The sequence below is a fragment of the Sphingobium sp. RS1 genome (assembly GCF_056156825.1).
In genome coordinates this window covers 269,474-292,888 of the sequence record NZ_JBLZXE010000003.1, presented here as the reverse complement: position 1 = coordinate 292,888, position 23,415 = coordinate 269,474, and the positions used below count along the sequence as shown (strand labels likewise).

At 62.3% G+C, this 23,415-nt stretch carries 22 protein-coding genes; 13 read left to right on the top strand and 9 right to left on the bottom strand.

Annotated features, from left to right (window positions below; translation table 11 throughout):
• Positions 1-83 precede the first annotated feature (83 nt).
• A complete protein-coding gene (locus ACNHGR_RS21345) occupies positions 84-845 on the top strand; it encodes an SDR family NAD(P)-dependent oxidoreductase (protein ID WP_475288782.1) in 762 nt (253 codons plus the stop codon).
• A gap of 20 nt (positions 846-865) precedes the next feature.
• Positions 866-1,630 (top strand): ThuA domain-containing protein, encoded by a 765-nt coding sequence (locus ACNHGR_RS21340; protein ID WP_184272717.1) that lies wholly within the window; start codon positions 866-868, stop codon positions 1,628-1,630.
• 33 nt (positions 1,631-1,663) lie between these two features.
• Here the strand turns inward: ACNHGR_RS21340 and ACNHGR_RS21335 are convergent, their stop codons facing one another.
• Genes ACNHGR_RS21335 through ACNHGR_RS21325 form a run of 3 tightly spaced genes read right to left on the bottom strand, consistent with a single transcriptional unit; the run spans position 1,664 to position 3,522 of the window.
• Positions 1,664-2,029, bottom strand: a complete 366-nt coding sequence (locus ACNHGR_RS21335) for a Rieske (2Fe-2S) protein (protein WP_184272714.1) — start codon at positions 2,027-2,029, stop codon at positions 1,664-1,666.
• Positions 2,030-2,059: 30 nt separating this feature from the next.
• Positions 2,060-2,392: an EthD domain-containing protein gene (locus tag ACNHGR_RS21330; RefSeq protein ID WP_475288781.1), complete on the bottom strand. Its 333-nt coding sequence runs from the start codon at positions 2,390-2,392 to the stop codon at positions 2,060-2,062.
• A gap of 26 nt (positions 2,393-2,418) precedes the next feature.
• Complete coding sequence (locus ACNHGR_RS21325) at positions 2,419-3,522, bottom strand: acyl-CoA dehydrogenase family protein (RefSeq protein WP_475288779.1); 1,104 nt, start codon at positions 3,520-3,522, stop codon at positions 2,419-2,421.
• Positions 3,523-3,765: 243 nt separating this feature from the next.
• Here ACNHGR_RS21325 and ACNHGR_RS21320 point away from each other — a divergent pair, with 243 nt between their 5' ends.
• The 8 genes from ACNHGR_RS21320 (at position 3,766) to ACNHGR_RS21285 (ending at position 12,489) form a co-directional block, all read left to right on the top strand.
• On the top strand, positions 3,766-4,605 hold the full coding sequence (locus tag ACNHGR_RS21320) for a LuxR C-terminal-related transcriptional regulator (RefSeq protein WP_184272706.1): 840 nt from the start codon (positions 3,766-3,768) through the stop codon (positions 4,603-4,605).
• Between the two features lie 166 nt (positions 4,606-4,771).
• A complete protein-coding gene (locus ACNHGR_RS21315; protein ID WP_184272704.1) occupies positions 4,772-5,176 on the top strand; it encodes an OB-fold domain-containing protein in 405 nt (134 codons plus the stop codon).
• Positions 5,177-5,179: 3 nt separating this feature from the next.
• A complete protein-coding gene (locus ACNHGR_RS21310; RefSeq protein WP_475288777.1) occupies positions 5,180-6,325 on the top strand; it encodes a thiolase family protein in 1,146 nt (381 codons plus the stop codon).
• A gap of 4 nt (positions 6,326-6,329) precedes the next feature.
• A complete protein-coding gene (locus ACNHGR_RS21305) occupies positions 6,330-7,538 on the top strand; it encodes an acyl-CoA dehydrogenase family protein (protein WP_184272699.1) in 1,209 nt (402 codons plus the stop codon).
• A 42-nt stretch (positions 7,539-7,580) separates the two neighbouring features.
• Positions 7,581-8,543: a thiamine pyrophosphate-dependent dehydrogenase E1 component subunit alpha gene (locus ACNHGR_RS21300; protein WP_184272697.1), complete on the top strand. Its 963-nt coding sequence runs from the start codon at positions 7,581-7,583 to the stop codon at positions 8,541-8,543.
• A gap of 17 nt (positions 8,544-8,560) precedes the next feature.
• Positions 8,561-9,577, top strand: a complete 1,017-nt coding sequence (locus tag ACNHGR_RS21295) for an alpha-ketoacid dehydrogenase subunit beta (RefSeq protein ID WP_475288775.1) — start codon at positions 8,561-8,563, stop codon at positions 9,575-9,577.
• Positions 9,578-9,583: 6 nt separating this feature from the next.
• Entirely contained in the window at positions 9,584-11,068 is a 1,485-nt protein-coding gene (locus ACNHGR_RS21290; protein WP_475288774.1) for a 2-oxo acid dehydrogenase subunit E2, read from the top strand.
• A 101-nt stretch (positions 11,069-11,169) separates the two neighbouring features.
• Entirely contained in the window at positions 11,170-12,489 is a 1,320-nt protein-coding gene (locus ACNHGR_RS21285; RefSeq protein WP_475288772.1) for an aromatic ring-hydroxylating oxygenase subunit alpha, read from the top strand.
• Between the two features lie 130 nt (positions 12,490-12,619).
• On the opposite strand, the gene ACNHGR_RS21280 is transcribed toward ACNHGR_RS21285, so the two are convergent.
• From ACNHGR_RS21280 to ACNHGR_RS21270, 3 genes are all read right to left on the bottom strand, one after another.
• Positions 12,620-13,423: a ThuA domain-containing protein gene (locus tag ACNHGR_RS21280; protein WP_475288771.1), complete on the bottom strand. Its 804-nt coding sequence runs from the start codon at positions 13,421-13,423 to the stop codon at positions 12,620-12,622.
• 23 nt (positions 13,424-13,446) lie between these two features.
• On the bottom strand, positions 13,447-14,436 hold the full coding sequence (locus ACNHGR_RS21275) for an NADP-dependent oxidoreductase (protein WP_475288770.1): 990 nt from the start codon (positions 14,434-14,436) through the stop codon (positions 13,447-13,449).
• Positions 14,437-14,531: 95 nt separating this feature from the next.
• Positions 14,532-16,991, bottom strand: coding sequence for a TonB-dependent receptor (locus tag ACNHGR_RS21270; RefSeq protein WP_475288768.1), 2,460 nt, complete (start codon positions 16,989-16,991; stop codon positions 14,532-14,534).
• Positions 16,992-17,211: 220 nt separating this feature from the next.
• Between ACNHGR_RS21270 and ACNHGR_RS21265 the strand changes: the two genes are divergently transcribed.
• Positions 17,212-17,742: a nuclear transport factor 2 family protein gene (locus ACNHGR_RS21265; protein WP_475288767.1), complete on the top strand. Its 531-nt coding sequence runs from the start codon at positions 17,212-17,214 to the stop codon at positions 17,740-17,742.
• Between the two features lie 54 nt (positions 17,743-17,796).
• On the opposite strand, the gene ACNHGR_RS21260 is transcribed toward ACNHGR_RS21265, so the two are convergent.
• Positions 17,797-19,212 (bottom strand): aromatic ring-hydroxylating dioxygenase subunit alpha, encoded by a 1,416-nt coding sequence (locus ACNHGR_RS21260; protein ID WP_184272675.1) that lies wholly within the window; start codon positions 19,210-19,212, stop codon positions 17,797-17,799.
• A gap of 209 nt (positions 19,213-19,421) precedes the next feature.
• Between ACNHGR_RS21260 and ACNHGR_RS21255 the strand changes: the two genes are divergently transcribed.
• Together ACNHGR_RS21255 and ACNHGR_RS21250 are read left to right on the top strand one after the other, a co-directional pair.
• On the top strand, positions 19,422-20,600 hold the full coding sequence (locus ACNHGR_RS21255; RefSeq protein ID WP_475288766.1) for an aromatic ring-hydroxylating oxygenase subunit alpha: 1,179 nt from the start codon (positions 19,422-19,424) through the stop codon (positions 20,598-20,600).
• A 44-nt stretch (positions 20,601-20,644) separates the two neighbouring features.
• Complete coding sequence (locus ACNHGR_RS21250; protein ID WP_184272669.1) at positions 20,645-21,697, top strand: MDR family NADP-dependent oxidoreductase; 1,053 nt, start codon at positions 20,645-20,647, stop codon at positions 21,695-21,697.
• Between the two features lie 140 nt (positions 21,698-21,837).
• Here ACNHGR_RS21250 and ACNHGR_RS21245 read toward each other — a convergent pair whose 3' ends face one another.
• Positions 21,838-22,635 (bottom strand): sugar phosphate isomerase/epimerase family protein, encoded by a 798-nt coding sequence (locus ACNHGR_RS21245; protein ID WP_475288764.1) that lies wholly within the window; start codon positions 22,633-22,635, stop codon positions 21,838-21,840.
• Between the two features lie 8 nt (positions 22,636-22,643).
• Positions 22,644-23,405, bottom strand: coding sequence for an SDR family NAD(P)-dependent oxidoreductase (locus ACNHGR_RS21240; RefSeq protein WP_475288763.1), 762 nt, complete (start codon positions 23,403-23,405; stop codon positions 22,644-22,646).
• Between the last annotated feature and the right edge of the window lie 10 nt (positions 23,406-23,415).

The window sequence follows — 23,415 nt, the reverse complement described above, 5'->3', positions numbered from 1 at the left end:
GCGGACCTGCGGGAAACATCAGTCCCCTTTCGCCCCGGGCAAGCCTATCCTTGCTATTCAATATCCTGTTGTCGGAGAGAATCATGGATCTGGAGCTGAAGGGCAAAAAAGCGATTCTGGTCGCGGCCAATGCGAGCGTCGGCCGCCACACGGCCGAAGTGCTGGCGGCCGAAGGCTGCGCCGTCGCCCTTTGCGGCCGCACGCAGGAGAAGGTCGACGCCGTGGTCGAAACCGTGAAGGGCTTTGGCGTGCAGGGCTTCGGCAAGGCCGTGGACGCCAGCGACGCGCAAGCGCTGCCCGCCTTCATCGATGAGGCCGCCGCCGCACTGGGCGGCTGCGACATCTTCATCTCTTTCGTTTCGACCAATCCTGGCGTCGACAGCGACGAAGGCTGGCTGGCGGTCATGAACGGCGACATCCTTCCGCTGTCGCGCGGCATCCGTACCGCCCTGCCCTATCTGCAGAAGTCCGATGCTGGCTCCATCGTCACCCTGTCGTCGACTGGCGCGGTCGAGGAATTCATGGGACCGCAGCCCTATAATGCGCTGAAGGCGGCTGTCATCAATTACTCCGCCGCGCTGGCACAAAAGCATGCGCCAGAAGGTATCCGGGTCAACTGTCTGATCCCCGGCCCGATCTACACCGATGACGGCCCTTGGGCCTATATCAAGGAAAATATGACCGAATTTTACGACGGCATATTGAACCAGATCCCGATGGGCCGCATGTGTTCCGGCGAGGAAATCGGCAAGGCCATCGCCTTCGTCGCCTCCCCCGCCTGCCGATTCATGACCGGCGCCAGCTTGGTGATCGACGGCGCGCTGACCAAGCGCGTGCAGTTCTGAACGGAACGAGGGGACAAGCCATGAGCGAAGAGCAACCGGCGCGGATCAACTGCGTCTTCATCGCCGGCGGGCTATATCACGATTTCGACTTTGCCCGGCTGGAGATATTGAAATTGCTGGGCGAGGACCCTCGCGTGCGTACGCGCGTCTTCGAGGATTACAGCAATATCGATGCGATCAGGGCGGCCGACTTCCTGATTACCTATACCTGCGACGTCGTGCCGCCGCTCGATGTACAGGAAGCTCTGCGCGACTGGGTGAAGGGCGGCGGGCGCTGGTACGCGCTGCACGGCACCAACTCGGTGCTGCGGCTGTTCGACAACGGTTTATACGGAAGCCCGCGCTGGGCGCCATTGATGATGGAGACGCTGGGGACGCAGTTCATCGCCCATCCTCCTATCGCGCCGTATCGGGTCGACGTGGCCGATCCAGACCACCCTTTAACCCAAGGTGTAGAGCCCTTCGAAACCACCGACGAACTCTATCTGGTGGAGCGGCATGGCGACCTGCATGTGCTGCTTGATACCGAATTTGGTGGCGAAGCCACCGGATTCGACGAGCATGAATGGCGCCATGCCCGCCATCCCGTGCTTTATATCAAGGCGCAGGGCGACGGCGCCGTGCTGTACAATACGCTCGGCCATTGCCGGGGCCATTATGACATGCAGCCCTTCCTCGATTGGTGGCCACAGGTCGATCGCTGCGCCTGGGATCTGCCGGTGTTCCATGAACTGCTCCGTCGCGGCATAGCATGGGCGAAACAGAACAGGCGCGGCGGGGTCTGAACCTCGCCCGCGCTGTAAATAGCCTGGTAACGCTCAGGCGAGTGGCGTCACCGGCAAATGCTCATGGCCTGGCGCTTCGTCAGGCACCGCCACCTCGATCCAGCCGTCCTCATCCTGACGCAAGTCGAAGCGCATCAGAGGTTTATATCCGGCCGACCCCATGCATTCGCCGTTGTCGAGCTTGAAGCGGGCGCCGTGCAGCGGGCACATAATGGCGCCGCGCCGTACCCGGCCATCCGGCGCGAAGCTGGCGGCCTGATGCGTGCAGCGGTTGATGATGGCGTGCAGCTTGCCTTCATCTTTGACGATCAGCACCGGCCAGCGATTGACGAGGAAAGCCTGAAGCGATTTGTCGGCGATCTCCTGCGCCTGAACCACACGATGATAAGTCTGCGACATTCCTGATTTTTATCCCTATTGCGTCCGCTTCTAGCGCGGGGCCGTCATGCTGCTTTCGCATTCCTCGACCGTGAAGCACAAGATGGCATCGCGGTCGAACAGTTGCGCTTCATCCTCCGCGATCCGCTGCGCCACTGCCGGTTGCGACAGGGTGGCGATGCAACGGTCATGCGCCGCCTGGTCGGCGAAGTCGATCTCCATCACCACGTCGAAATCGGGCAAGGGACCATCACCGATCGGCTCGACATAGCGGCGGACATAGCGCAACGCATGGCCCGCCAGAACCTCTTCGCCGATACGACGATGATGGGCCTCATAATAGTCGCGAAAGGCCCGCACGCTCATGTCCGGACGCCGCTTCAACAGGGTGATCCGTCGGAACATCGGCGTCAGGCGGCCGCGCTCAGCTGGACATAATGGCGAAGATCCCAGTCCGCGTCGCCCAGCAGCGAGATCAGCAACATGGTGCGCTTGAACGCCTGCCCCACCATCAGTTCCTCGGTGATGCCGATGCCGCCATGCAGCTGCACCGCCTCTTCGGCGATCGCCTTGGCGCTGCGGCCGATATAGGCCTTGGCCCCGATGATCGCGGCATGAGCCTGCGGCGTACCGGGTTCCTGCGCGGCGGCACGAAACAGTTGCGAGCGGGAGAGTTCCAGCGTCGCATAGCCGTCGGCAAGTCGATGCTGCACCGCCTGGAAGCGGCCGATCGGCTGGCCGAATTGCTGCCGCGTCTTCACATAGTCTACCGTGGCGTCGAACATATACGCCATCAGGCCGATCAGTTCGGCGATGATGGCGAGCCGCGCGAGATCCAGTACGCCTTCCAGCGCATCCTGCCCGTTGGGAAGCAGCAGCGCGGGTGTGTCGTTGAACCGGATGTCGCTTGCTACCGATCCGTCTACCAGACGATAATCGGTGCGATCGACGCCATCCGCGCCGGCCTTAACCAGATAGACGCCAGCCTCCCCCGCTTCGTCCGTAGCCGTCACCAGCAGCGGATCGGCATAGGGGCCGCCCAATACGCAGGATTTGGTGCCATCGATACGATAAATGCCATCCGCCAGCTTTGCCACGGTGTGCGGCCGGGTCGCCAGAAAACGGCTCTCGCGCTCCAGATGAGCCAGCGCGGGCAGACATTCGCCAGCCGCGATTCCAGGCAAAAACTGCGCCTTCATCTCGTCCGATCCACCGCGCTCGATCAACGCGGCCGCCATCAGGATAACCGGCAGGAAAGGCTCCGTAGCAACGCCCTTGCCCAGCGCTTCGGCGACGGTGATCAATTCGACCGCCTGTCCGCCCAATCCGCCATTTTCCTCGGCGAACGGCAGGACGAGCAGGCCGGCCTCCGCCAGGATGGCCCAGCCTTGCGGCGCGAAGCCGTTGGGCTCCGCAGCATAGGCTGCGCGGCGCACGGAATCATAACGGTCGGCGACGAACCGCTCGACCAGATCGCGCAGCATGGCCTGCTCTTCGTTGAGATCGAAATTCATCGCTGCGGTCCCCAGTCCTAAATGCGTTTATGTGGAGGCTCCGATGATGCCGGGGCCTCGCCCGTGTTAAAGCATTATGACACGGTCTCCGCCGACTGCGTTTTCTGATAGGATCGTTGCCCGCGCGCTTTCTCCCGCGGTAATTTCCCTATGACTAGTCATAGGTTTTAAACGCTTGTTCGAGCATCTGTGCGGGCGTAGCATTCGGCCATGGAGAGAATAGACGACTCATTCGTCGCTTGCATGGACCGCCCCGACCAAGAGAGCACAGTCCCGGTCGAGATCAAGTCGTGTAAGCTGGGCACAACCTTCATCACGTCGATCGACGATGTGCGACCGGCCGCGGAGGCGATACGGGATCTGGCGAAAGAGCTGGGCAATTTCCGCGTCGCCGCCTGCGCCAATATCGCGTCGAAGATGCCGATGGTCGACGCCGACGGCAACGCGCTGGCGTCCGAGATATTCGGATGGCCTACGTCCAAGGACCAGTGGTGGAAAAAGCCGCTACTCGCGCTCAGTTCCCCCCTAACCTTCGCATGCCGTTATGAAAGCGAGGCCTTCTGGGCAAATGAACGCGGTATTTATACCCGTGCGCCGAACCCCTTGCTCGACCAGATCGACATTTCGCATTTCCACAACGAAGTGAATGCAAAGGCCGTTATCGTCGTCCCCGTGCACCTGCCCTTCGGCCAGATCGGCGCTATCAGCTTTTCCCCGCTCGACGCGGGCCGTGACGACCTGTCACGCGAATTCGACGCTTATGCCGATATATTGGAATATCAGGGCCGCCGGTTCATCAACGGCTATTCCCGTGTCACCAGCCAGCGGCCATGGATCCCCCGCAATTGTCGCCTGTCCAAGCGTGAGGTCGAATGCCTGCGCTGGGCTGCGTTGGGCAAGACCGATGTCGAGATCGCGATGATCCTGGCGCGCAGTTGCGCCACGGTGCGGTTTCATATTCACAATGCCGCAATCAAGCTGGAAGCGGTTAACCGCAGCCAGACCGTCTTCAAGGCCACGCAGTTGGGCTATCTGGGCAGCGTTGCGGCCGTGACTGCATCGTCGCCCCATCAGCACGCCTGAGCATATTCCCCTTGCTCCCGAAAAAGCCTCCGCCCCACCGGGCGGAGGCTTTTTACATGCGGCAAGCCCCGAAAAATCGCTAAAAAAGCGCAACCTATGGTTTCTTACAGAAGCCAGCGAGCCACCGCCTTTCCATAGTGATGTCAGAAAAGAGAGGGCTGCCTCAATGGCTGATGTCGATATTGCAGAGGGATTATTCGTCGCGGACCCGCGGCCGGCACTGATCGGCGGGCGGCATCGCGCATCGGGGCAGACGGTCTTTCCCTTTCCTACCGGCAGCGCGAATCATGATCGCGTCGTCCTGCCCCATCGCGGCACGCTCTGGTCGTGGACGGTGCAACGCTATCGCCCGAAAACGCCGCCCTATGCCGGGCCGGAGGCGTTTATCCCCTTCGCGCTTGGCTATGTCGAATTGCCCGGCGCGGTCATCGTGGAAGCGCCCTTCACCGATATTGCATTCGATGAGCTCAAGATCGGCATGGAGATGGAAACCGTGCTTGTGCCCCTCAATCAGGATGCGCAGGGGCGGACCATCCGCACCTTCGCCTTTGCACCCGTGAAGAAGGGCTGAGCGATGGCGGACGTCTTCATCGTCGGCATCGGCATCCACCCCTTCGGCCGCACCGACGGGCTGTCCGGGCTACAGCAGGGCGCCCATGCGATCCGGCAGGCACTGGGCGACGCAGGGCTGGAATGGAGCGACATGCAGTTCGGCTTTGGTGGCTCCGACAGTTCGGGCAATGCCGACACCATCGTCAATGAAATGGGCCTGACCGGCATCCCGATCATCAACGTCCGCAACGGCTGCGCAACCGGCGGTTCCTCCCTGATCGGCGCGTGGCAGGGGATCGCGTCGGGCCAGTACGACCTCGGCCTCGCCTTCGGTTTCGACAAGCATCCGCGCGGCGCATTCAATGCCATGCCGTCCGAATATTCGCTGCCCGACTGGTATGGCGAATGCGGCATGATGGTGACGACGCAATTCTTCGCGATGAAGCTGCAACGTTATATGGCGCACCATGGCATCAGCCATGAGGCGCTGGGTCGGGTTGCCCAGAAGGCGTTCGATAATGGGATCCATGCCGATCACGCCTGGCGGCGATCGTCGGTCGATCTGGAGACGATCCTGACCAGCCAGATGATTTCCGATCCGCTCACCAAATATATGTTCTGCTCACCGGCCGAGGGCGGCGTGGCGCTGATCCTGGCGAGCGAAAAAAAGGCACGCGAACTGGGCCGAACCAATGTCCGGATGAAGGCAGCGGTGACGCGCACGCGCCCACCCGGCTCGTTCGAGGTCTTTTCCCCCAGCCTGTCGATCGAACGGGGCGGCGCGCCGACCCTGCTGGCGTCGGCCGCTGCCTTCGAGATGGCCGGCATCGGCCCGGAGGATATCGATGTCGCGCAATTGCAGGACACCGAGTCCGGCGCGGAAATCATGCATATGTCCGAAAACGGCTTCTGCAAGGATGGCGAGCAGGAGGAGTGGCTTGCCGAAGGCTGGAGCCGTATCGACGGCAAGCTGCCGATCAACACCGATGGCGGATGTCTGGCCTGCGGCGAACCGATCGGCGCATCGGGCCTGCGGCAGGTTTATGAAAATGCCGTGCAATTGCGGGGGCTGGGCGCCGGACGGCAAGTGCCCGGCGCCCCGAAGACCGCCTATACCCACGTTTATGGCGCGCCCGGCATCTCCGGCGTGACCATCCTGGAACGATAAGATCATGGACCTTAATTTCACCCCGGAAGACGAAGCTTTTCGCAAGGAAGTCCGCGCGTTTCTCGATGCCAGTTTGCCTAGCCATCTGCGCGAAGGCACGGCGGCGACGCCCGGTGTCTTCGCCGAACCCGACATCAGCCAGCAATGGCAGCGCATCCTGCATGAAAAAGGCTGGCTCGCCTATAACTGGCCGACCGACTGCGGCGGCACGGGCTGGACGCCGGTGCAGCGCTATATCTTCGAAAAGGAATGTGCCCTGGCCGAGGCGCCCAGCCTGCCGGCTTTGAGCCTTAAGCTGCTCGCGCCGGTCATCTGCCGCTTCGGTACGGCGGAGCAAAAGGCGCGCATCCTGCCCCGCATCCTCGACGGCAGCGATTATTGGTGCCAGGGCTTTTCCGAGCCCGGCTCCGGGTCCGACCTCGCGAGCCTCAAGACCCGGGCGGAGCGACGCGGCGACGACTATGTCATCAATGGCCGCAAGCTGTGGACCACCCACGCGCACCACGCGAACAAGATTTTCTGCCTGGTCCGCACCGATGCCAGCGCCAAGGCGCAGGCCGGCATCAGCTTCCTTCTGGTCGACATGGATCAGCCGGGTGTCGAGGTGCGGCCGATCATCGGCCTTGCCGGCGATCATGAGGTGAACGAAGTCTACCTAGACGATGTCGTCACCTCCGCCGACAATCTGATCGGTGAGGAAGGCATGGGCTGGACCATCGCCAAATTTCTGCTGGAAAATGAGCGTGGTGGATCCTGCCATGCACCAAAGCTGCTGTCGGACCTTGGCAAGCTGCGCAAGGCGGCCGCGAGCGAACCCGATGGTGAGGGCGGCACCATGGCCCAGGACGCCGCGTTCATGGGCGACCTCGCCCGGATCGAACTGACCGCACAGGCACTGGAAATGACGGAACTTCGGGTGCTCGCCGAACTGGCGAAGGGCCTGCCGCCCGGCCCGCAAACCTCGCTGGCCAAGATGATCGCCTCCACCCTGCGCCAGCAGGTCGATGGCCTCGCTGTTCGCCTTTATGCCTATGCCGGGCTGGAGCTGGAGCGGCAGCGCCCGCTCTATGGCGAAGGTGCGCCAGCCGCCATTCATGGCAAGGCCGCGCAACTGGCCGCACCGCGCTATCTCAACAGTCTGGCCTGGACCATTTTCGGTGGTACGAACGAAGTCCAGCGCACCATCATCGCCAAGACCGTCCTGGGCCTGTGATTCCAACCCTGTGACACCCGCTGGACAAGCACGGAGAGACCTATGCAACTCAGCCGCGAAGCCCTGATCCGGGCCTATCGCCAGATGAAGACGATCCGCCTGTTCGAGGAGCGTCTGCATGACGACATCGCGCTGGGCGAGATCGCCGGTTTCACCCACCTCTATGCGGGGCAGGAAGCCTGCGCGGTGGGCGTGTGCGAAAATCTGGGACCAACCGACTATATCATCTCCACCCATCGCGGCCATGGCCATTGCATCGCCAAGGGCTGCGACGTGATCGACATGATGAAGGAAATCTACGGATCGCGCGATGGCCTGTGCAAGGGCAAGGGCGGCTCCATGCACATCGCCGACGTCAGCGTTGGCATGCTGGGCGCGAACGGCATCGTGGGGGCCGGCGCGCCGATCGCGGTCGGTGCGGGCATCACGGCCAAGAGCAACGGTACCGTCTCCATCGCCTTTTCGGGCGACGGCGCTTGCAACCAGGGCACGACCTTCGAAGCGATGAACATGGCGGTGGTGTTGAAACTGCCGGTGATCTTCGTTTTCGAGAACAACCATTATTCCGAACATACCGGCGAAGCCTATGCCGTCGGCGCGGAAAGCATGACGGCCCGTTCGGCGGCCTTCGGCATGAAGGCGGTGAAGGCCAACGGCATCGATTTCTTCGACGTGTACCAGACGATGCAGGAACTGATCGAATATTGCAAAGCCGGCAACGGCCCCGCCTCGATCGAACTCGACTGCGAGCGCTTCTACGGCCATTTCGAGGGCGATCCGCAGCGCTATCGCGGCAAGGGCGAACTTGACCGCATCCGCGAGGAGCGGGACTGCCTCAAGACCTTCCGTACCAAGGTGACGGAAGCGAAGCTGCTCGACGGCGCCGACCTCGACAAGGTCGACCAGGAAGTGACCGACCTGATCGCCAGGGCCGTCGCCGACGCCAAGACTTCCACGCGGCCCACCGCCGCCGACGTCCTTGAAGACGTCTATATCAGCTACTGACGCGGGGTTAGACCATCATGGCAAAGAAGATGATCCGCGACGTCATTCGCGACACGATCGACGCGGAAATGGCGCGGGACGACAGCGTCATCATGCTGGGCGAGGATATCGTCGGCGGCAACGGCGCGCCCGGCGGCCCGGAGGCCATCGGCGGCATCTGGGGCACGTCGGGCGGCCTGTGGGCCAAATATGGCGCCGACCGCGTCATCGACACGCCGATTTCGGAAAGCGCCATCATCGGCGCGGCGGCGGGCGCATCGCTGACCGGCAAGCGCGCCATTGCAGAGATCATGTTTGCCGACTTCATCGGCGTTTGCATGGACCAGATCTGGAATCAGGTCGCGAAATTCCGCTACATGTTCGGCGGCAAGTCCAAATGCCCGATCACCATCCGCATGCCTTATGGTGCGGGCTACAACGCGGCGCCTCAGCATAGCCAGGTGATCCACCAGTTCGTGACCGCCATGCCGGGCCTGAAGGTGGTGATGCCGACAACGCCCGCCGATACGAAAGGCCTGCTCGCCGCTGCGATCCGCGACGATGATCCGGTCATCTTCCTGGAACACAAGGCGCTCTATGGCGTGCAGGGCGAAGTGCCGGACGAGGATTATGTGATCCCCTTTGGTCATGCGCGGCAGGTGACGCAAGGCGACGACATCACGATCCTTGCCACCGGCATGATGGTCGGTTTCGCCGAAAAGGCGGCCGCCGACCTGGCGCAGGACGGCATCGGCTGCGACCTGCTGGATCTGCGCACGACCAGCCCGCTGGACGTCGAAGCGATCCTCGACAGTGTGGAGCGCACCGGTCGCCTTATGATCGTGGACGAAGCGCCGCCGCGCTGTTCCTTCGCGACCGACCTGTCGGCGTTGGTGGCGCGGAAGGCCTTTGCGAGCCTCAAGGCACCGATCGACATGGTGACAGCGCCGCACAGCCCGGTGCCTTTCGCCCGCGAACTCGAATCCGCCTATCTGCCGTCGCCCGAAAAGATCGTGGCGTCGGCAGTGCAGCTCATGTCCTATCGGCGGGGATAAGCAGTCATGGCCAATCTGCGTGCATTCGCGATGCCCAAATGGGGCATAGAAATGACCGAGGGCGTGGTCGCCGAATGGAAGGTCGCCGAGGGCGTGCCGTTCAAGAAGGGCGATCTGCTTGCGCTAATCGAAACCGCCAAGATCACCAACGAGATCGAGGCGGAAGCCGATGGCATGTTCCCGCGCCTGGTCGCGGAAACTGGCGGCACCTATCAGGTGGGCGAATTGATCGCCGTACTGACGGGCGCCGACGAAAGCCCAAGCGCTGATGATGTCGATGCCTTTGTCGCCGGGTTCAAACCTGCCGATACGAAGGTCGCGTCCAAGGCTGGGGCTGCCCCTGCGCCCGAACCGACGCCCGCGCCCGCTCCATCGGCCGGTTATGGACAGCCTGCCGCTGCACCGGCGAAGAAGACCGTCACGATCGCGGCTGACGCCAATATCAGCCCGGTCGCCCGCGTCTTCGCCGAGGAAAATGGCGTCGACATATCCGGCATCGCCGGATCGGGCCCGAACGGCCGCATCACCTTCCAGGATGTGCAGCAGGCCAGCCTGCCCGCCGTCGATGTGGGTGGTGGCGCTGTCGTGGACCTGACGCCGGTCGGCAACAGCTTGGGTGACGTCTATGCCAGCCCGCTGGCCAAGCGTCTGGCCGTGCAGCATGGAGTCAGCCTGTCCGGCCTTACCGGCACCGGCCCCAAGGGCCGCATCTGCAAGGCGGACGTGCTGGCCAAGGTCGCGCCCGCCCCTGTCCCGGTTCCCACGGCTGCGGCACCGGTCGCCCCAGTCGAGTTCGCCCGCCCCGCGGCGGGCACGGCGGAGGTCATCAAGATGTCGCCCATGCGCAAGGCAATCGCTAAGGCGCTGACCTACAGCAAGTCTAACATTCCGCATTTCTACCTGCGGGCGAAGGTGCGGATCGACGGCATATTGGGCGTGCGCGCGCAGGCGAAGGCGGCGACGGGCGAAGCGCCCAGCATCAACGACTATATCGTGCGCGCCTGCGCACTGGCGCTGGCGAAGCATCCCGACGTCAATATCCAGGTGCATGGCGACGAGATCCACCGTTTCGGCAGCGCCGACATCGCCGTGGCGGTCGCCACCGACAAGGGTCTCATCACGCCAATCGTGAAGGGCGCCGACACATTGTCCGTCGCCGCCATCTCCCGCGAGGTGAAGGCGCTGGCGGAAAAGGCCCGCACCGGCAAGCTGCAACCCGACGAATTCCAGGGCGGCAGCTTCTCGATCAGCAATCTCGGCATGTTCGGGATCGACCAGTTCGACGCGATCATCAACCCACCGCAGGGGGCAATCCTGGCCGTGGGCGCGGGTAGCCGCCAGCCGATTGAGATTGGCAATGCGCTCGCCTTCGCGACGATCGTGGAAATGTCCCTGTCCTGCGATCATCGGGCGATCGACGGCGCTGTCGGGGCGGATTTCATGCGAACGTTGAAAGGGCTGATCGAGGATCCCAAGCTGCTGGTGGGGTAGTTTCTATCCCCGCTCGCTTGGAGCGAAGTCCAGAAGCTGCAAGCGCCACAAACCTCAGATAATATTTATTCGATCGTTCAACAAATGTCGGGAGACGGCATATGCCAGTAGAGAGTTTGATAAATCGCCAGATGGCGGATTATGACGCCCCGGTGCGCGGCGACCCCATCACCGGCGAACGCTATCATGCTAAGCGCTGGGCCGACGCCGAGTGGGACAATGTGTGGACGAAGGTCTGGCATATCGGCGGCATGTCGGCCGACCTCCTCGATACCGGCGATTTCCTGACCCATAATTTCGGCCGCGAATCCATCGTGATGCTCAAGCAGGAGGACGGCTCCGTCCGCGCATTCTACAATGCCTGCCTGCATCGCGGCTATCGCCTTGCCTGGACCGAGATCGGCGGCGCTCCGCAGCTCGCCTGCGGCTATCATGGCTGGCGCTACAATCCCGACGGCATGCTCGCCCATGTGCAGGATCCGGACGATTTTCCCGGCGGCTCGCCTTGCGGCAAGCATCGACTGACCGAAGTCGCGTGCGAGGAATGGGGCGGCTTCGTCTGGTTCAACATGGACAAGGAAGCCGTGCCGCTGCGGCAGTGGCTGGGCGAGAAGATGGCCGCCCACCTGGAAGAATGGCAGATGGACAAGATGACGCGCGTCTACGCCGTCACCTCGCAGATCCCCTGCAACTGGAAGATCATCCGCGACAATTTCAACGAAAGCTATCACCTGCCGACACTACATCCGCAGATCTCGACCGTCATCAACGACGATTATACCGACTGCGAGTTCAACATCTACGCCACCACCGGCCACAACATGATGCGGATGAAGGGGCTGCAACCCTCCGCCCGCTATCCCACCCATAACCAGCTGGACGTGTCGCTGGCCCAGGCGCTCGAATATTGGGAGCTGGACCCCAAGGAATATGGCGACAACGCCATGGCCGCCCGCGACGCCATCATCGCGCAAAAGCGCGCGATCGGCACACAAAAGGGCTATGCCCACTATGAAACCATGGGCAATGACGAGACGGTCGACTATCTCCACTTCACCTTGTGGCCCAACATCACCTTCACCATGTGGCCGGATGGGTGCCAGTTGCTGCGGTCCGAACCGCATCCGACCGACCCCGAAAAGTGCATCTTTGACCACTGGTTCATGGCCCACCAGATCGGCGACGAGGATATCGTGATCGGTCCCAACGGCCCTACCCCCTTCGAGCAGGTCGATCGCGACCATATCCTGTTCGGTACCAAGACGCTGGGCGAGGTCGCGGACCAGGACATGTCGGTCGCGATCGGCCAGCAGTTGGGGCTGCACAGCAAGGGATTCCGTGGCGGCATCCTGCCCAACCAGGAAAAGCGCGTTCAATTCTTCCACGAGAAGTTGAACGACGTCTGCGGCATCCACGATTAAACGAATATGACCGTTCGTGCTGAATAGGGACTGAGCTCGTCGAAGGCCCGTATCGAAGCATCTGCCACGATCCTTCGATACCCCGCTTCCACAAGCTCAGCGACTACTCAGGACGAACGGTTTTCTACCATCAGTCCCGGCCCGCCACCCAGAAGAGCGCGTTGCGGATCAGGCGGCGATAGTCGGGCTGGTCATAGGCGCTCTGTCCGTCGCCCGGCTGGAGGGTGACGAGGCGACTGTTGATGGCCTGTTTCGCCCAGCCGATCAGGTTGCTGCCGGGGGCATGATCCCACCCCGCCCGGCTGTTCATGCGTCCGGCCAGCGCCTCCTGCGGGCTGTAGAAATGATCGGCGGTGAAGGTTGCGGTCGATCGTAGCAGCGGCGTTACCTCCCCCTCGAATATCTCGGACAGATAGAGTTCGTCCGTTATCGCGAAGCGCGGCGGGATGCCGGCCATGACGGGATGGTCGGACGCGACGTTCAGCGCCTCATAGGCAATGTCATGCGCATAGCCGCTGTCGAGGCAGAGCCGCCCGCACAGATCGGCCGGCTTGTAAAGGAAACGCCCGCCGAGCCATTGTGCATACTCATCCCAGTCGGGCCAGCCGGCGAGCGCATGGTGCAGCGCCACTACGCCCGTCCCCTGCTCCAGCAGGGCACGTAAGCCAGCCTTCACCTCCGAGGTTGGGGACACGATGCCGGGACGATCGGTCGTATGTTCGAAATCCAGCCCGGGCATATCGTACAGCAGCAGCGCATCGAAACCGCGCATCCCATCCGGGTTCATCAGGCGCGCGGCGGCGGGTTGGTCCACCATCGTCGCGGACACGCCCTCCATATCCTGAAAGATCGCGTCGAAGGCGGTGCGGTCGAACGGATGCCCCCGCACCGATACCAATATATTCAGATCAGCATGATGATGGACGATCGGCATGGCCTGCTCCTCCTCTCGCGCTGCTACAGGCGCAGCAATTGCTTCCCCCGGTTCGCGCCGGTGAACAGTCGCGCCAGCGCCGCCGGCGCCTGCTCGAAACCCTCTACCACATCCTCCTGCGCGACCAGCCGCCTCGTCTGCAGCAGCGCGGCGAGCCGTGCGCGCATGGCAGGCCATTGCGGCTGCTGATCGAGGATGATGTAGCCCTCCATCCGGGCGCGTTTCAGGATTAGGTTGAAATAATTGCCCGGTCCCGCCATCTGCCCGCCCTGTTCGTAGCGGCTGATCCCGCCGCATAGTACCACGCGTGCATGGAGCGCGATCCGCCCGAGCATCGCGTCCAGCACCGTGCCGCCGACATTGTCATAGACCACGTCGATACCCTTGGGCGCGGCCGCCTTGATCGCCTTGCCGACATCGCCAGACTTGTAATCAATCGCCGCGTCGAAGCCGGCGACGTCCGTCAACCAGGCGCATTTTTCCGGTCCTCCCGCGATGCCGATCACATAGGCCCCGGCGATCTTCGCCAATTGTCCCGCAATCGATCCCGTCGCACCAGCCGCGCCGGAGACGACGACCACATCGCCCGCAACGGGCCTCCCGATCTGCTGCATCCCATGCCATGCCGTCAGGCCCGGAATGCCGAGCGCGCCGAGCATCGCCTGCGGCGGCAGACCGTCTGTACAGAGATCCAGTTCCGTCCCGTCGCTGACGAACTGCTCGCGCCAGCCGGTCATGCCGCACACCATCGTGCCGACCGGCCAGCGGCCATTGCGGCTCTCGACCACTTCGGCGACGCCCATGCCGCGCATGACCTCGCCAATTTCCATCGGCGCAACATAGCCGCCGAAATTCTCCATCCAGCCTTTTTGCGCCGGCTCGAATCCCAGCCAGCGCAACGCAAACCGCATCTCGCCTTCAGCCGGGACCGGATCGGCAACCTCGACCAGCGCAAAATCCCCGCCGTTCAGCGGCCTGCCGATGGGGCGTTCAGCCAGGGTCCATTGCCGCATAACGATCTCCTTCACACGCAACAAAGGGGGAAGCCGCGCGACCCGAAGCTTCTCCCTTTGGCTTCATCCGACCGTCCAGACCGGAATTTTTCAACTCAGAATTTCGTTGTCGCCTGCAGCATGACCGTGCGCGGCAGCGTGCCGAAGCCCAACTGGTCGGCATGGGCCGATGTCAGCCCGCCCGACGCGCCGCCGGTCGACGGACCATCCACCGCGCCGGTGACGTAGAAGCGGTTGGTGAGGTTCTTGCCGATCAGCGCCAGCTGCCAGCGTTCGTCCTCACTGCCGATGCGGATGCCCGCGTCCAGCGTCACATAGCTGCTCTGCCGCGAGTCGAGCGCACCAAAGCCCGAAGCCAGATAGGAAGCGGAGTAGCGCGCATCGGCATTGATGCCGAACAGCATGCCGTTGCCCAGCGTCATGTCATAGGATGCACCCAGCGTGCCGGTCCATTTCGGCGCGACCGAAAGCGGCTGGCCCTTCAGATCCTGACGATAGGCGGCACCGACCAGCACATTGCACCCCTCCGCCTGGCTCTGGCCCGCATAGCAGGGCGCATCGCCAAAATCGGTGTAGGTCGCCTTGTTGTAGTTGATCGAGCCGTGCAGGTTGAGACCGGCGACCGAACGCGGTGCATATTCGAATTCCAGTTCCACGCCCTTGGTCCGGGCGTCGGCGGTCAGTGTCTGGAAAGCAAAGATCGGCGAGTTGAAGAAGTCGACCTGAAGATTGTAATAGCCATAGCTGTAGAGGCCCAGGTTCAGGCGCAGCTGATTGTCCAGCAGCGTCGACTTGATTCCCGCTTCGAACCCGCGCGCCTTTTCCGGGTCGAAGGTCAGGTCGTCATAGGGATTGGCCGACAGCTTCGAGTTGATGCCGCCGTTGGAGAAGCCGCCCGACTTGTAGGCAGTCTTGTAGGCGGCATAGATCAGCAACTGGTTCGACGGCTTCCAGGTGATGGTGGCCTCGGGCGACCAGTCATTGAAGCTCTGTTGCGCATTGACGATGCCCAGGCCATCCGGATCGTCCGCCGGACGGAAGATGCTGGTGAGGCCGGGATTATTATAGGGCTGCGCGAAATAGCTGTCCTTGGTTTCATGCGTGTAGCGCACACCGCCCGCGATCTCGACGGTGGGCACTACCTTCCACGTCACCTGACCGAAGGCGGCGATCGTCTCGCCATTGGTGAAGCTGGTCTTGCGGGTGGCGAGATATTCGTCCTCCGGCGATGCCGCGCTGTTGGTGAGGCCCGCAAGAATGATATACTGATCGAAGTCGCGCTTCGTCTTCTGATAGAGCGCGCCGACCATCAGGTTGACCGGCGATTCAAAGGTCGTAAGCGCCCGGAACTCCGACGAAAAGGCGTGATAAGTCGAATTTTCCGTGGCCCAGTTCGAGGCCGGACTTGACTGGAAGTCGCAAGCGCACGCCCAGCGGTTGTTGTTCCAGTTGTAATTGGTCACCGACGTCAGCGTGACGTCGTCCAGCTCATAGTTGAAATTGGCGGTAACCGCCCAGCTCTTGTAGCGATTGTACAGGCTGCCATCATCCTTGGCATAGGGCGTCTGCTTCGCAAACTCGACCGGGATCTTGTTCTGGTGGTTCACGAAATCGCGGGCGCAGGCATAGCCGTTCAGCTGGCTGGTGCCCGAGGGACAGTTGAAGGCAACATAGTTCCAGCTGTTGTTGTTGGTCTTGTTGTAGGTGCCCGACGCTTTGAACGTCGCGGTCAGCCGGTCGGTCGGTTCCCATTTCAGCGTCACACGGCCCAGAAGTTCCTTTTCGCCGGGCTGGTCGTGCGGAGCGGGATTGGACGGAGCCGTGCCGGCCGTGCCGGTCGCCACATCGAAGGTCGGATAATCGAACGCCTCGGAGACGTTCTTATAATAGCCTTCATACATTTTCGATCCGCGCACGGCGACGCGCAGACCCAGATTATCCGTCAGTGGGGTAGAATAGACGCCCTCCAGCTGCACCTGCTGTGCGTTGAACTCGTAACCGGCGCGCAGCTTGATTTCCTGTTCCGACCCCGGATCGGCGCTGGTCAGCGAGATCACGCCGGCGGTGGCGTTCTTGCCGAAGAACAGCGCCTGCGGACCCTTCAGGATTTCGACGCCGCCCAGGTCGAAAAAGCCTTCGTTGATGATACGGCCCTGGCCGTAATAAACGCCGTCCACGACCACGGCGACCGACTGTTCAATACCGATCGAGGTGGAGGATGAGCCGATGCCGCGCAGGGTGAGTTGCGCGCCCGATCCGTTAGATGCGCGGCCGACATTGAGATTGGGCGTACGCGCCGCGATCTTTTCGATCGAGGTCAGGTCCTGCTTGATGATGAGGTCGGCGGACAGGGCCGTGACGGCGACCGGCACGGTCTGCGCGCTTTCCTGCCGCTTGCGCGCGGTGACGACGATGTCCTCCAGGCCGCCGGCCTGCGGTTGCGACTGCGGCGCCGGAGCGACCGCATCCTGCGCCATCGCAGGCGCGATGACGGCGATGCTGCCGATGATGGCGACACCGCGCAGGAGTTCACGCTTCAAAATAATGTTACGCATCTATCCTCACCCGATTATGAGCCTTCCCGGCCCTGATTTTGTTTATTCATGCCCGCTTTCAGTCATGCCGTGATGTCATGCGCCCGCGCCGCCCCGATCGTCGCCTGTCAAAAGCCGCAGGTTCTTCGGCGCGCCCGCCACCCCTATCATTTATTACAGGGGGCCATGATGCTCCGGCCACGTCAGAACGGCTGCCACGGACCAATATCAATGGAGAGTGATGATGGATTTTGAGCGGGAAGTGCGCGACCTCGCCGCTCGGCGCGATATCTTGAAGGCGGTGCAGGCCTATATGCGCGGACAGGATCGGCTTGACCCGGCCTTGCAGCTATCCTCCTTCCACGAGGATGCCGACGTCGATTGCGGGCTGCTGCGCGGCAATCGACAGGATTATACCGATTTCGCGCAAGGGTTCCTGGCGCAGATGCATGGGTCGCAGCATCTGATCGGACAGGTCGATCTGGACGTTGACATCGATGCGGGAACTGCCAAGGGCGAGGTCTATTATTTCGCCTGGCACAAGACGGCGGAGGGCGAGGACTTGATCATCGCGGGCCGCTATGTCGACGAATATAGCTGCAAGAACGGCAATTGGGCGATCCAGAAACGCCGGGAGCTGGTCGACTGGGCACGGCAGGAACCGTCCTGCGACGATATTTTGCGCGAACAGGTGACGATCCACCTGAGCGGCCGGAACGGCGCCGATTTCAGCCAGACGCGCGATTGGACGGCGGGCACGTCGGGGCGGTGAATATCACGTCGTCACCCCGGGCTTGGCCGGGGTGACGGAAATTCTTTAAGCCTCTCAGAGCTCGCCGTTTACATATTTCATCAGCGTGTTCTGAAACTGGCGGATCTGGATTTCCTGATAGTTGGCCAGTTCCACCTTGCCATTGTGGCTGGATTTCAGGCCGATCTGCACGAAGGGCAGGTTCGCCATATCCTGCTCGAACACATCACCCAATATGCCGAGTTCCGGCGCCTCCGTCCATTTCTGGTCCACGGACAGCAGCTTCATCGGCGGCGCCTTGGGCGCGTCCTGCCCCGGCGGTACGCGGGTGATGATGCGTACTTCCATCAGGCAGTGATCGACATCGTGCCAGGGCCGCCAGCGATAGACGATGTTCGGCTGGAACCCGCCCCAGGGCGACCAGTTGGGGAAGACGTTATAGAGGATGGCGTCCATCATCTCTGCGTCCGACGCGAAGCCGACATCATGGCCGAACATCTTGGTCGTGGTATCGCGCAGGCTTGCCCCCAGCGCTTCGCGCGCAGTGCGGCCGTCGGGCACCTTGACATTATAGCCGCCCTCGGGCGCTTCCTCGCCCTCATAATTATCGGACGAGCGGCCATTATATTTGACGAACTCGTCGACGATCCACTGCTGCGACTTGCCTTCCGGATCGATGTGCGGCGACATCGTGCCGAAGGGCGTGACCGTCAGGTTCACATAATCGCCATAGACATTGTACATCGAATTGGCATCGCCGGTGAACGGCAGCAGTTGCGGGTGAGTGACAACGGTGTGCCAGCTTTCCATGAAAGCCTCCATCACCACCTTCCAGTTGGCCTTGCACACCTTGCCCACCCAGATGGCGGTCGCGCATTCCTCATGCTTCCAGCGCTTGAAATGCTCCGGCATGGGTGCCAGGAATTCCTCCAGGGTCGGCCCATCCTCCGCCTCGCGCAGGAAGATATAACCGCCCCAGCGCCCGATCGCCACTTCGGGCAGGGACATGTTCTCGTCCTTGAGGTGTGGGAAATCCCAACGGCAGGGGATGGTCTTCATGCTGCCGTCATTGTTCCAGGTGAAGCCGTGGAACGGGCATTGCAGAGAGGAGGACCAGCCGGGTTCGGTCTTGAGCTGGCGGCCGCGATGCAGGCAGACATTGTAGAAGCCCTTGATCGACCCGTCTTCCTGTCGCACGAGCAGATAGGATTTGCCGACATTCTCATAGACGACATGGTCGCCGGGTTCAGGCAATTCCTCTTCGCGCGCGGCAAACTGCCAGGTGCGCGACCACATCTTCTTCTCCTGCTCGAAGAAGGCTGGGTCGGTGTAGCGCGAAGCAGGGATCGGCTCCGACCCCAGATTTTCATATTCGTCCTGATAGAGAAATTCGGGGACATGATGGGTATCCGCCGCCATCAGATCCCTCACCGATGGTCCGGGACAGCGCGCCAGCGGCTCGCCCTTAATCAGTGGATCACGTTCAGCCATTCCCTTGCTCCCGGTCATTATCTTGTCGCTTGCCTGTCTAGCGCAGAGCGCGGACGTAAGCGACGGGTTCACGACCGCAGGCTGACGAGCCTGCCGTCAAGGGGCAACTAGTTATACTCACAGAAAATCGCCGCACCTATGACGATCCAGAGTTTCTTGAAGCACGGGTTCGGCCTAGCCTGCTGTCCAACGAGGAGAGAGGCAGGTCTATGGGCTATCATGAGACGATCGGCGACGAAGCGGCCAAGATGCTGGAATTCGTCGAGACCGGCACCACCGACAGCGCGGAAACCAGCATGGAAGTGCCAGCATCGGCCTATACCGACCCGGCCTATTTCGACCGGGAGATGCAGAATATCTTCCTGAAGCTGCCACTGCTTGCGGCGCTGTCGGCTGAGCTCCCCAATCCGGGCGATTTCAAGGCGATGGACCTGATGGGCAAGCCCATCCTTATCACCCGCAAGAGCGACGGCGGCGTCGCGGCGATGCTGAACGTGTGCACCCATCGCGGTATGATCCTGCAACCCGAAGGGCATGGCAACAAGAAGCGCTTTTCCTGCCCCTATCATGCCTGGACATTCCTGAACGATGGCAAGTTGCTGGGCGTGGCGGAGCCGGGCAAGTTCGGCCCCGTCTGCAAGGAAGAGCGCAACCTCACTGCCCTGCCCTGCGTCGAGGCGGCCGGCATCGTCTGGGTCTGCCTGACGCCCGGCGAAAGCATCGACATCGAACAGCATCTCGGCGGCATGCTCAAGGATCTGGAGATCCAGGAACTGGAGAAGTGGCATTTCTGCGGGTCGCGCCGCATCTATGGCCCCAACTGGAAGATCGCCTATGATGGCTATCTGGAGGGCTATCATTTCGCCGCCGCGCATCCGGAGACGATCCACCCACGCAGCTTCAGCAACATCATGCACTTTACCGCCTTCGGCCCGCACATGCGCGTGGGATATCCTCAGGTGACGATCAAGGAGAAGCTGGAGGGCGCGCCGCGCGAAACCTGGGGCAAGATCGAGAATACGGGCTATGACTTTGTCCGTACTATCTTCCCCAATATTTCCATCTTCTTCGCGCCGGAAATCACCCAGGTAGCGCAGCTGATCCCCGGCCCGACGCCCGGCCAGAATACCACCAACTTGTTGTTCATCCGCCGCGAACCACCCAAAGACGAGGCTGATACCGCCGCGATCGAAGGCATGATGGACTGGCTGCGCGACGTGGTAGACACGGAAGATTATGGTGTAGGCCTTCAGGTCCAGAAGGGCCTGGCTTCGGGGGCCGTTCCCACCGTCCTCTTTGGCCGCAACGAGCGGGGGAACCAGTATTTCCACCGCTATGTCGACTATCTTCTGTCCGACGACGCTGACGCCCAGCCCCCAGTTCTGTAACCGTCACCGGTTCTTTAAAAAATCACAAGAGAGGTTTGTACCGCATGAAGACCCGCCGCATCCTGCTGGAATCGCGTCCCTCCGGCGTGCCTGTCCCCGACAATTTCCGCTTGGTCGAGCAGGAGATCGCGCCGCTCAAAGATGGCGAGGTCCTGACTGAAAACATGGTCTTCGCCATCGACCCGGCCGTGCGCAACATGCTGGACGAGGCGGAGGACAGCTATCTGCCCGCTGTACCGCTGGGCGGGCTGGTGCCGACCATGGTGCTTGGCCGTGTGCTGGAATCGCGCAATCCCAATTTCAAGGTGGGCGACTATGCGCGCGGCTTCATCGGCTGGGAGGAGAACAGCATCATCCCGGCCGACAATTTCGCGGTGGAAAATGTCCATGTTGATCCTTCGGTGCCACTGACCGCCTATATGGGCGCGCTCGGCTGGTCGGGGATCACAGCCTATGTCGGGCTCGAACGGATCGGTGAGATGGCAGAGGGCAACACCGTAGTCATCAGCGCCGCCGCCGGCGCGGTGGGCAGCGTCGCAGGCCAGATCGCCCGGCTGCGCGGTTGCCGCGCAGTGGGCATCGCCAGTACCGACAAGATCGCCGACCTGACCGGCCTGCTCGGCTATCATGCGGCCGTCGATTACAAGGGTAAGTCGCAGGCGGACCTGGCCGCCGCGATCCGCGAAGCGTGCGGTGGAGGTGCGGACGTCTATTTCGACAATGTCGGCGGCGAGATACTCGACACGATGATGCCGCTGATGAACGCCTTCGGCCGGATCGTGGTGTGCGGCATGGTCGCCGACTACAACGCCGGTAAGGATGTCTACAAGTTCGGCAATCTGTGGCAGATCCTCGTCAACCGCGTCACCATGCGCGGTTTCCTGGCCTATGAGCATCTCGACATGCTCGAAGAAGCAGAAGCGACCCTGTCCAGTTGGGTGAAGTCGGGCCAGCTCAAGGCAACGGAAAATGTCGCCACCGGTATCGAAAATACGCCGGACGCATTCATCCGGCTGATGTCCGGGCAGACCAAGGGGAAGACGATCGTGCGGCTGCGCGATGATATCTCGACTTTGGCGGACCTGGAACTGGCGTAAGGACAAAATTTCCGTTCGGGCTGAGCTTGTCGAAGTCCTGCACTTTCTTCGCAACGCTGCAGAAGAAGTGCGGCCCCCTTAGACGGCCTGCCAAGGCAGGCGCTCAGGACAGGCTTCGACAAGCTCAGGGCGAACGGAGATTACATCATTTTGTCAAACCAGCCCCTGCTGGTCCGCATCAACTCCCGCGCCCGGTCGAACAGGTCGGGAAAACCATCGCGTAGCGCTTTCGAGCGTTCCTCTATCCCGATCGGGAGACCATCGGGCAGCGCTTCCATCAGTCCGGCCAGATCAAGCCCGCCGTGCCCCAGCGGCATCCGGCCGTCGATGGCTTCCACGATGATCGCCTGCGGATCGCCTGGGTCGGCGCCGATCGCCGGCGCATCGCAGAATTGGCAATAGCCGATCCATTCGCGCGGCAACGCCGCCACTTCAGCCACTGTCCCACCCGATCGGGTCCAGTGCAGCGCATCCACCAGCAGGCCCATATGCGGTGCGCCGATCTCCCGCAGGATCGCACTGGCCGCGCCGATCGTCTTCACTTCGGTAAACAGACCGAACTCCAGATTGACGCGGATATCGCCCCCAGCATGCTCGATCAGCGCCGCCAGCTTGTCGCGGGTCGCACCCCGGTCGGAATCGCTGCTTACACACAGAACATTGTGCGCACCCAGCTCGCGACCGATATCGACGATGCGCAGATGGTCGGGATCGAGCGGCCCCGGCTTGATCCAGACGACCTCCACATCCAGCAGCGGCAGACCGCTGGCGGCCAATGCCGCTTTCACGTCGCGCGTGGTTGTGTCGGTCCAGTCGGCGGGGTCGATCCACATGCCGCCATAGTCGAAGCCGGCGGCGGCGGCCGTCTCCACCAGCTGAACCAGCTTGGCCTCCGGCATGATGCCCGAAGCCATGGCGAGGGGATGATGGCGGCCCATGGCGCGGGTCAGACGAATTCGTCGGCACGCGGCGTGCGACGCAGCGACTGGCCAGCGGTGACGTCGATATTCTGGCCGGTGATGAACGCCTCGTCGCTCGCCAGCCAGAGGGCGGTGTTGGCGACATCCTCCACCGTGGGGAAGCGGCCGAGCGGCATTTCCCTGACGAAGGCCTTCGTCACGGCCTCGATCGCGAAATAGTCCGCGGTCATGGCGCTCTTGGTGAAGCCGGGGCACAGTGAATTGACGCGGATGCCGCGCTCGCCCAGCTCGTTGGCGGCGACGCGCACCAGAACGTCCGCCCCGCCCTTCGACCCGGCATAGGCGGCCTGTCCGGGCGCCTGCACCAGCGCCGTCAGCGACGACGCGGTGATGATCGATCCACCGCCGGTCATGGCCAGAGCCATCTGCTTCAGGAACAGGCCAGTGCCCACGAAATGCACCTCGGCCTGCTGGCGGAAGGTTTCGGCGGTGGTTTCCAGCAGCATGGCGCTACCTTCCACCCCGGCATAGTTCACCGCGATGTCCAGCTTGCCATAGGTGTCGACCGCCGCTTTCGCCAGCGCCGCCAACTGCGCTTCATCGGTGATGTCGCAGGCAATGGCCGTGGCGCCCAGTTCATCGGCGATCGCCTTGACCGCCGCTTCGCGCCGGGCCGCGAGCACCAGCTTCGCGCCTTCCTGTGCGAAGCGGCGCGCGGTCGCCGCGCCCATGCTGCGGGGATCGGACGCGCCCAATATGACCGCGACCTTATTGTCCAGACGTCCCATGATGTTCTCC

What these genes read in the sequence shown, in the direction of transcription:
- ACNHGR_RS21245 (WP_475288764.1), bottom strand. Translation starts at nt 22,635, where the DNA reads ATGGGCCGCCATCATCCCCTCGCCATGGCTTCGGGCATCATGCCGGAG.
- ACNHGR_RS21320 (WP_184272706.1), top strand. Translation starts at nt 3,766, where the DNA reads ATGGACCGCCCCGACCAAGAGAGCACAGTCCCGGTCGAGATCAAGTCG.
- ACNHGR_RS21240 (WP_475288763.1), bottom strand. Translation starts at nt 23,405, where the DNA reads ATGGGACGTCTGGACAATAAGGTCGCGGTCATATTGGGCGCGTCCGAT.
- ACNHGR_RS21290 (WP_475288774.1), top strand. Translation starts at nt 9,584, where the DNA reads ATGGCCAATCTGCGTGCATTCGCGATGCCCAAATGGGGCATAGAAATG.
- ACNHGR_RS21255 (WP_475288766.1), top strand. Translation starts at nt 19,422, where the DNA reads ATGGGCTATCATGAGACGATCGGCGACGAAGCGGCCAAGATGCTGGAA.
- ACNHGR_RS21345 (WP_475288782.1), top strand. Translation starts at nt 84, where the DNA reads ATGGATCTGGAGCTGAAGGGCAAAAAAGCGATTCTGGTCGCGGCCAAT.
- ACNHGR_RS21325 (WP_475288779.1), bottom strand. Translation starts at nt 3,522, where the DNA reads ATGAATTTCGATCTCAACGAAGAGCAGGCCATGCTGCGCGATCTGGTC.
- ACNHGR_RS21260 (WP_184272675.1), bottom strand. Translation starts at nt 19,212, where the DNA reads ATGGCTGAACGTGATCCACTGATTAAGGGCGAGCCGCTGGCGCGCTGT.
- ACNHGR_RS21340 (WP_184272717.1), top strand. Translation starts at nt 866, where the DNA reads ATGAGCGAAGAGCAACCGGCGCGGATCAACTGCGTCTTCATCGCCGGC.
- ACNHGR_RS21280 (WP_475288771.1), bottom strand. Translation starts at nt 13,423, where the DNA reads ATGCCGATCGTCCATCATCATGCTGATCTGAATATATTGGTATCGGTG.
- ACNHGR_RS21285 (WP_475288772.1), top strand. Translation starts at nt 11,170, where the DNA reads ATGCCAGTAGAGAGTTTGATAAATCGCCAGATGGCGGATTATGACGCC.
- ACNHGR_RS21295 (WP_475288775.1), top strand. Translation starts at nt 8,561, where the DNA reads ATGGCAAAGAAGATGATCCGCGACGTCATTCGCGACACGATCGACGCG.
- ACNHGR_RS21335 (WP_184272714.1), bottom strand. Translation starts at nt 2,029, where the DNA reads ATGTCGCAGACTTATCATCGTGTGGTTCAGGCGCAGGAGATCGCCGAC.
- ACNHGR_RS21305 (WP_184272699.1), top strand. Translation starts at nt 6,330, where the DNA reads ATGGACCTTAATTTCACCCCGGAAGACGAAGCTTTTCGCAAGGAAGTC.
- ACNHGR_RS21275 (WP_475288770.1), bottom strand. Translation starts at nt 14,436, where the DNA reads ATGCGGCAATGGACCCTGGCTGAACGCCCCATCGGCAGGCCGCTGAAC.
- ACNHGR_RS21300 (WP_184272697.1), top strand. Translation starts at nt 7,581, where the DNA reads ATGCAACTCAGCCGCGAAGCCCTGATCCGGGCCTATCGCCAGATGAAG.
- ACNHGR_RS21270 (WP_475288768.1), bottom strand. Translation starts at nt 16,991, where the DNA reads ATGCGTAACATTATTTTGAAGCGTGAACTCCTGCGCGGTGTCGCCATC.
- ACNHGR_RS21250 (WP_184272669.1), top strand. Translation starts at nt 20,645, where the DNA reads ATGAAGACCCGCCGCATCCTGCTGGAATCGCGTCCCTCCGGCGTGCCT.
- ACNHGR_RS21265 (WP_475288767.1), top strand. Translation starts at nt 17,212, where the DNA reads ATGATGGATTTTGAGCGGGAAGTGCGCGACCTCGCCGCTCGGCGCGAT.
- ACNHGR_RS21310 (WP_475288777.1), top strand. Translation starts at nt 5,180, where the DNA reads ATGGCGGACGTCTTCATCGTCGGCATCGGCATCCACCCCTTCGGCCGC.
- ACNHGR_RS21315 (WP_184272704.1), top strand. Translation starts at nt 4,772, where the DNA reads ATGGCTGATGTCGATATTGCAGAGGGATTATTCGTCGCGGACCCGCGG.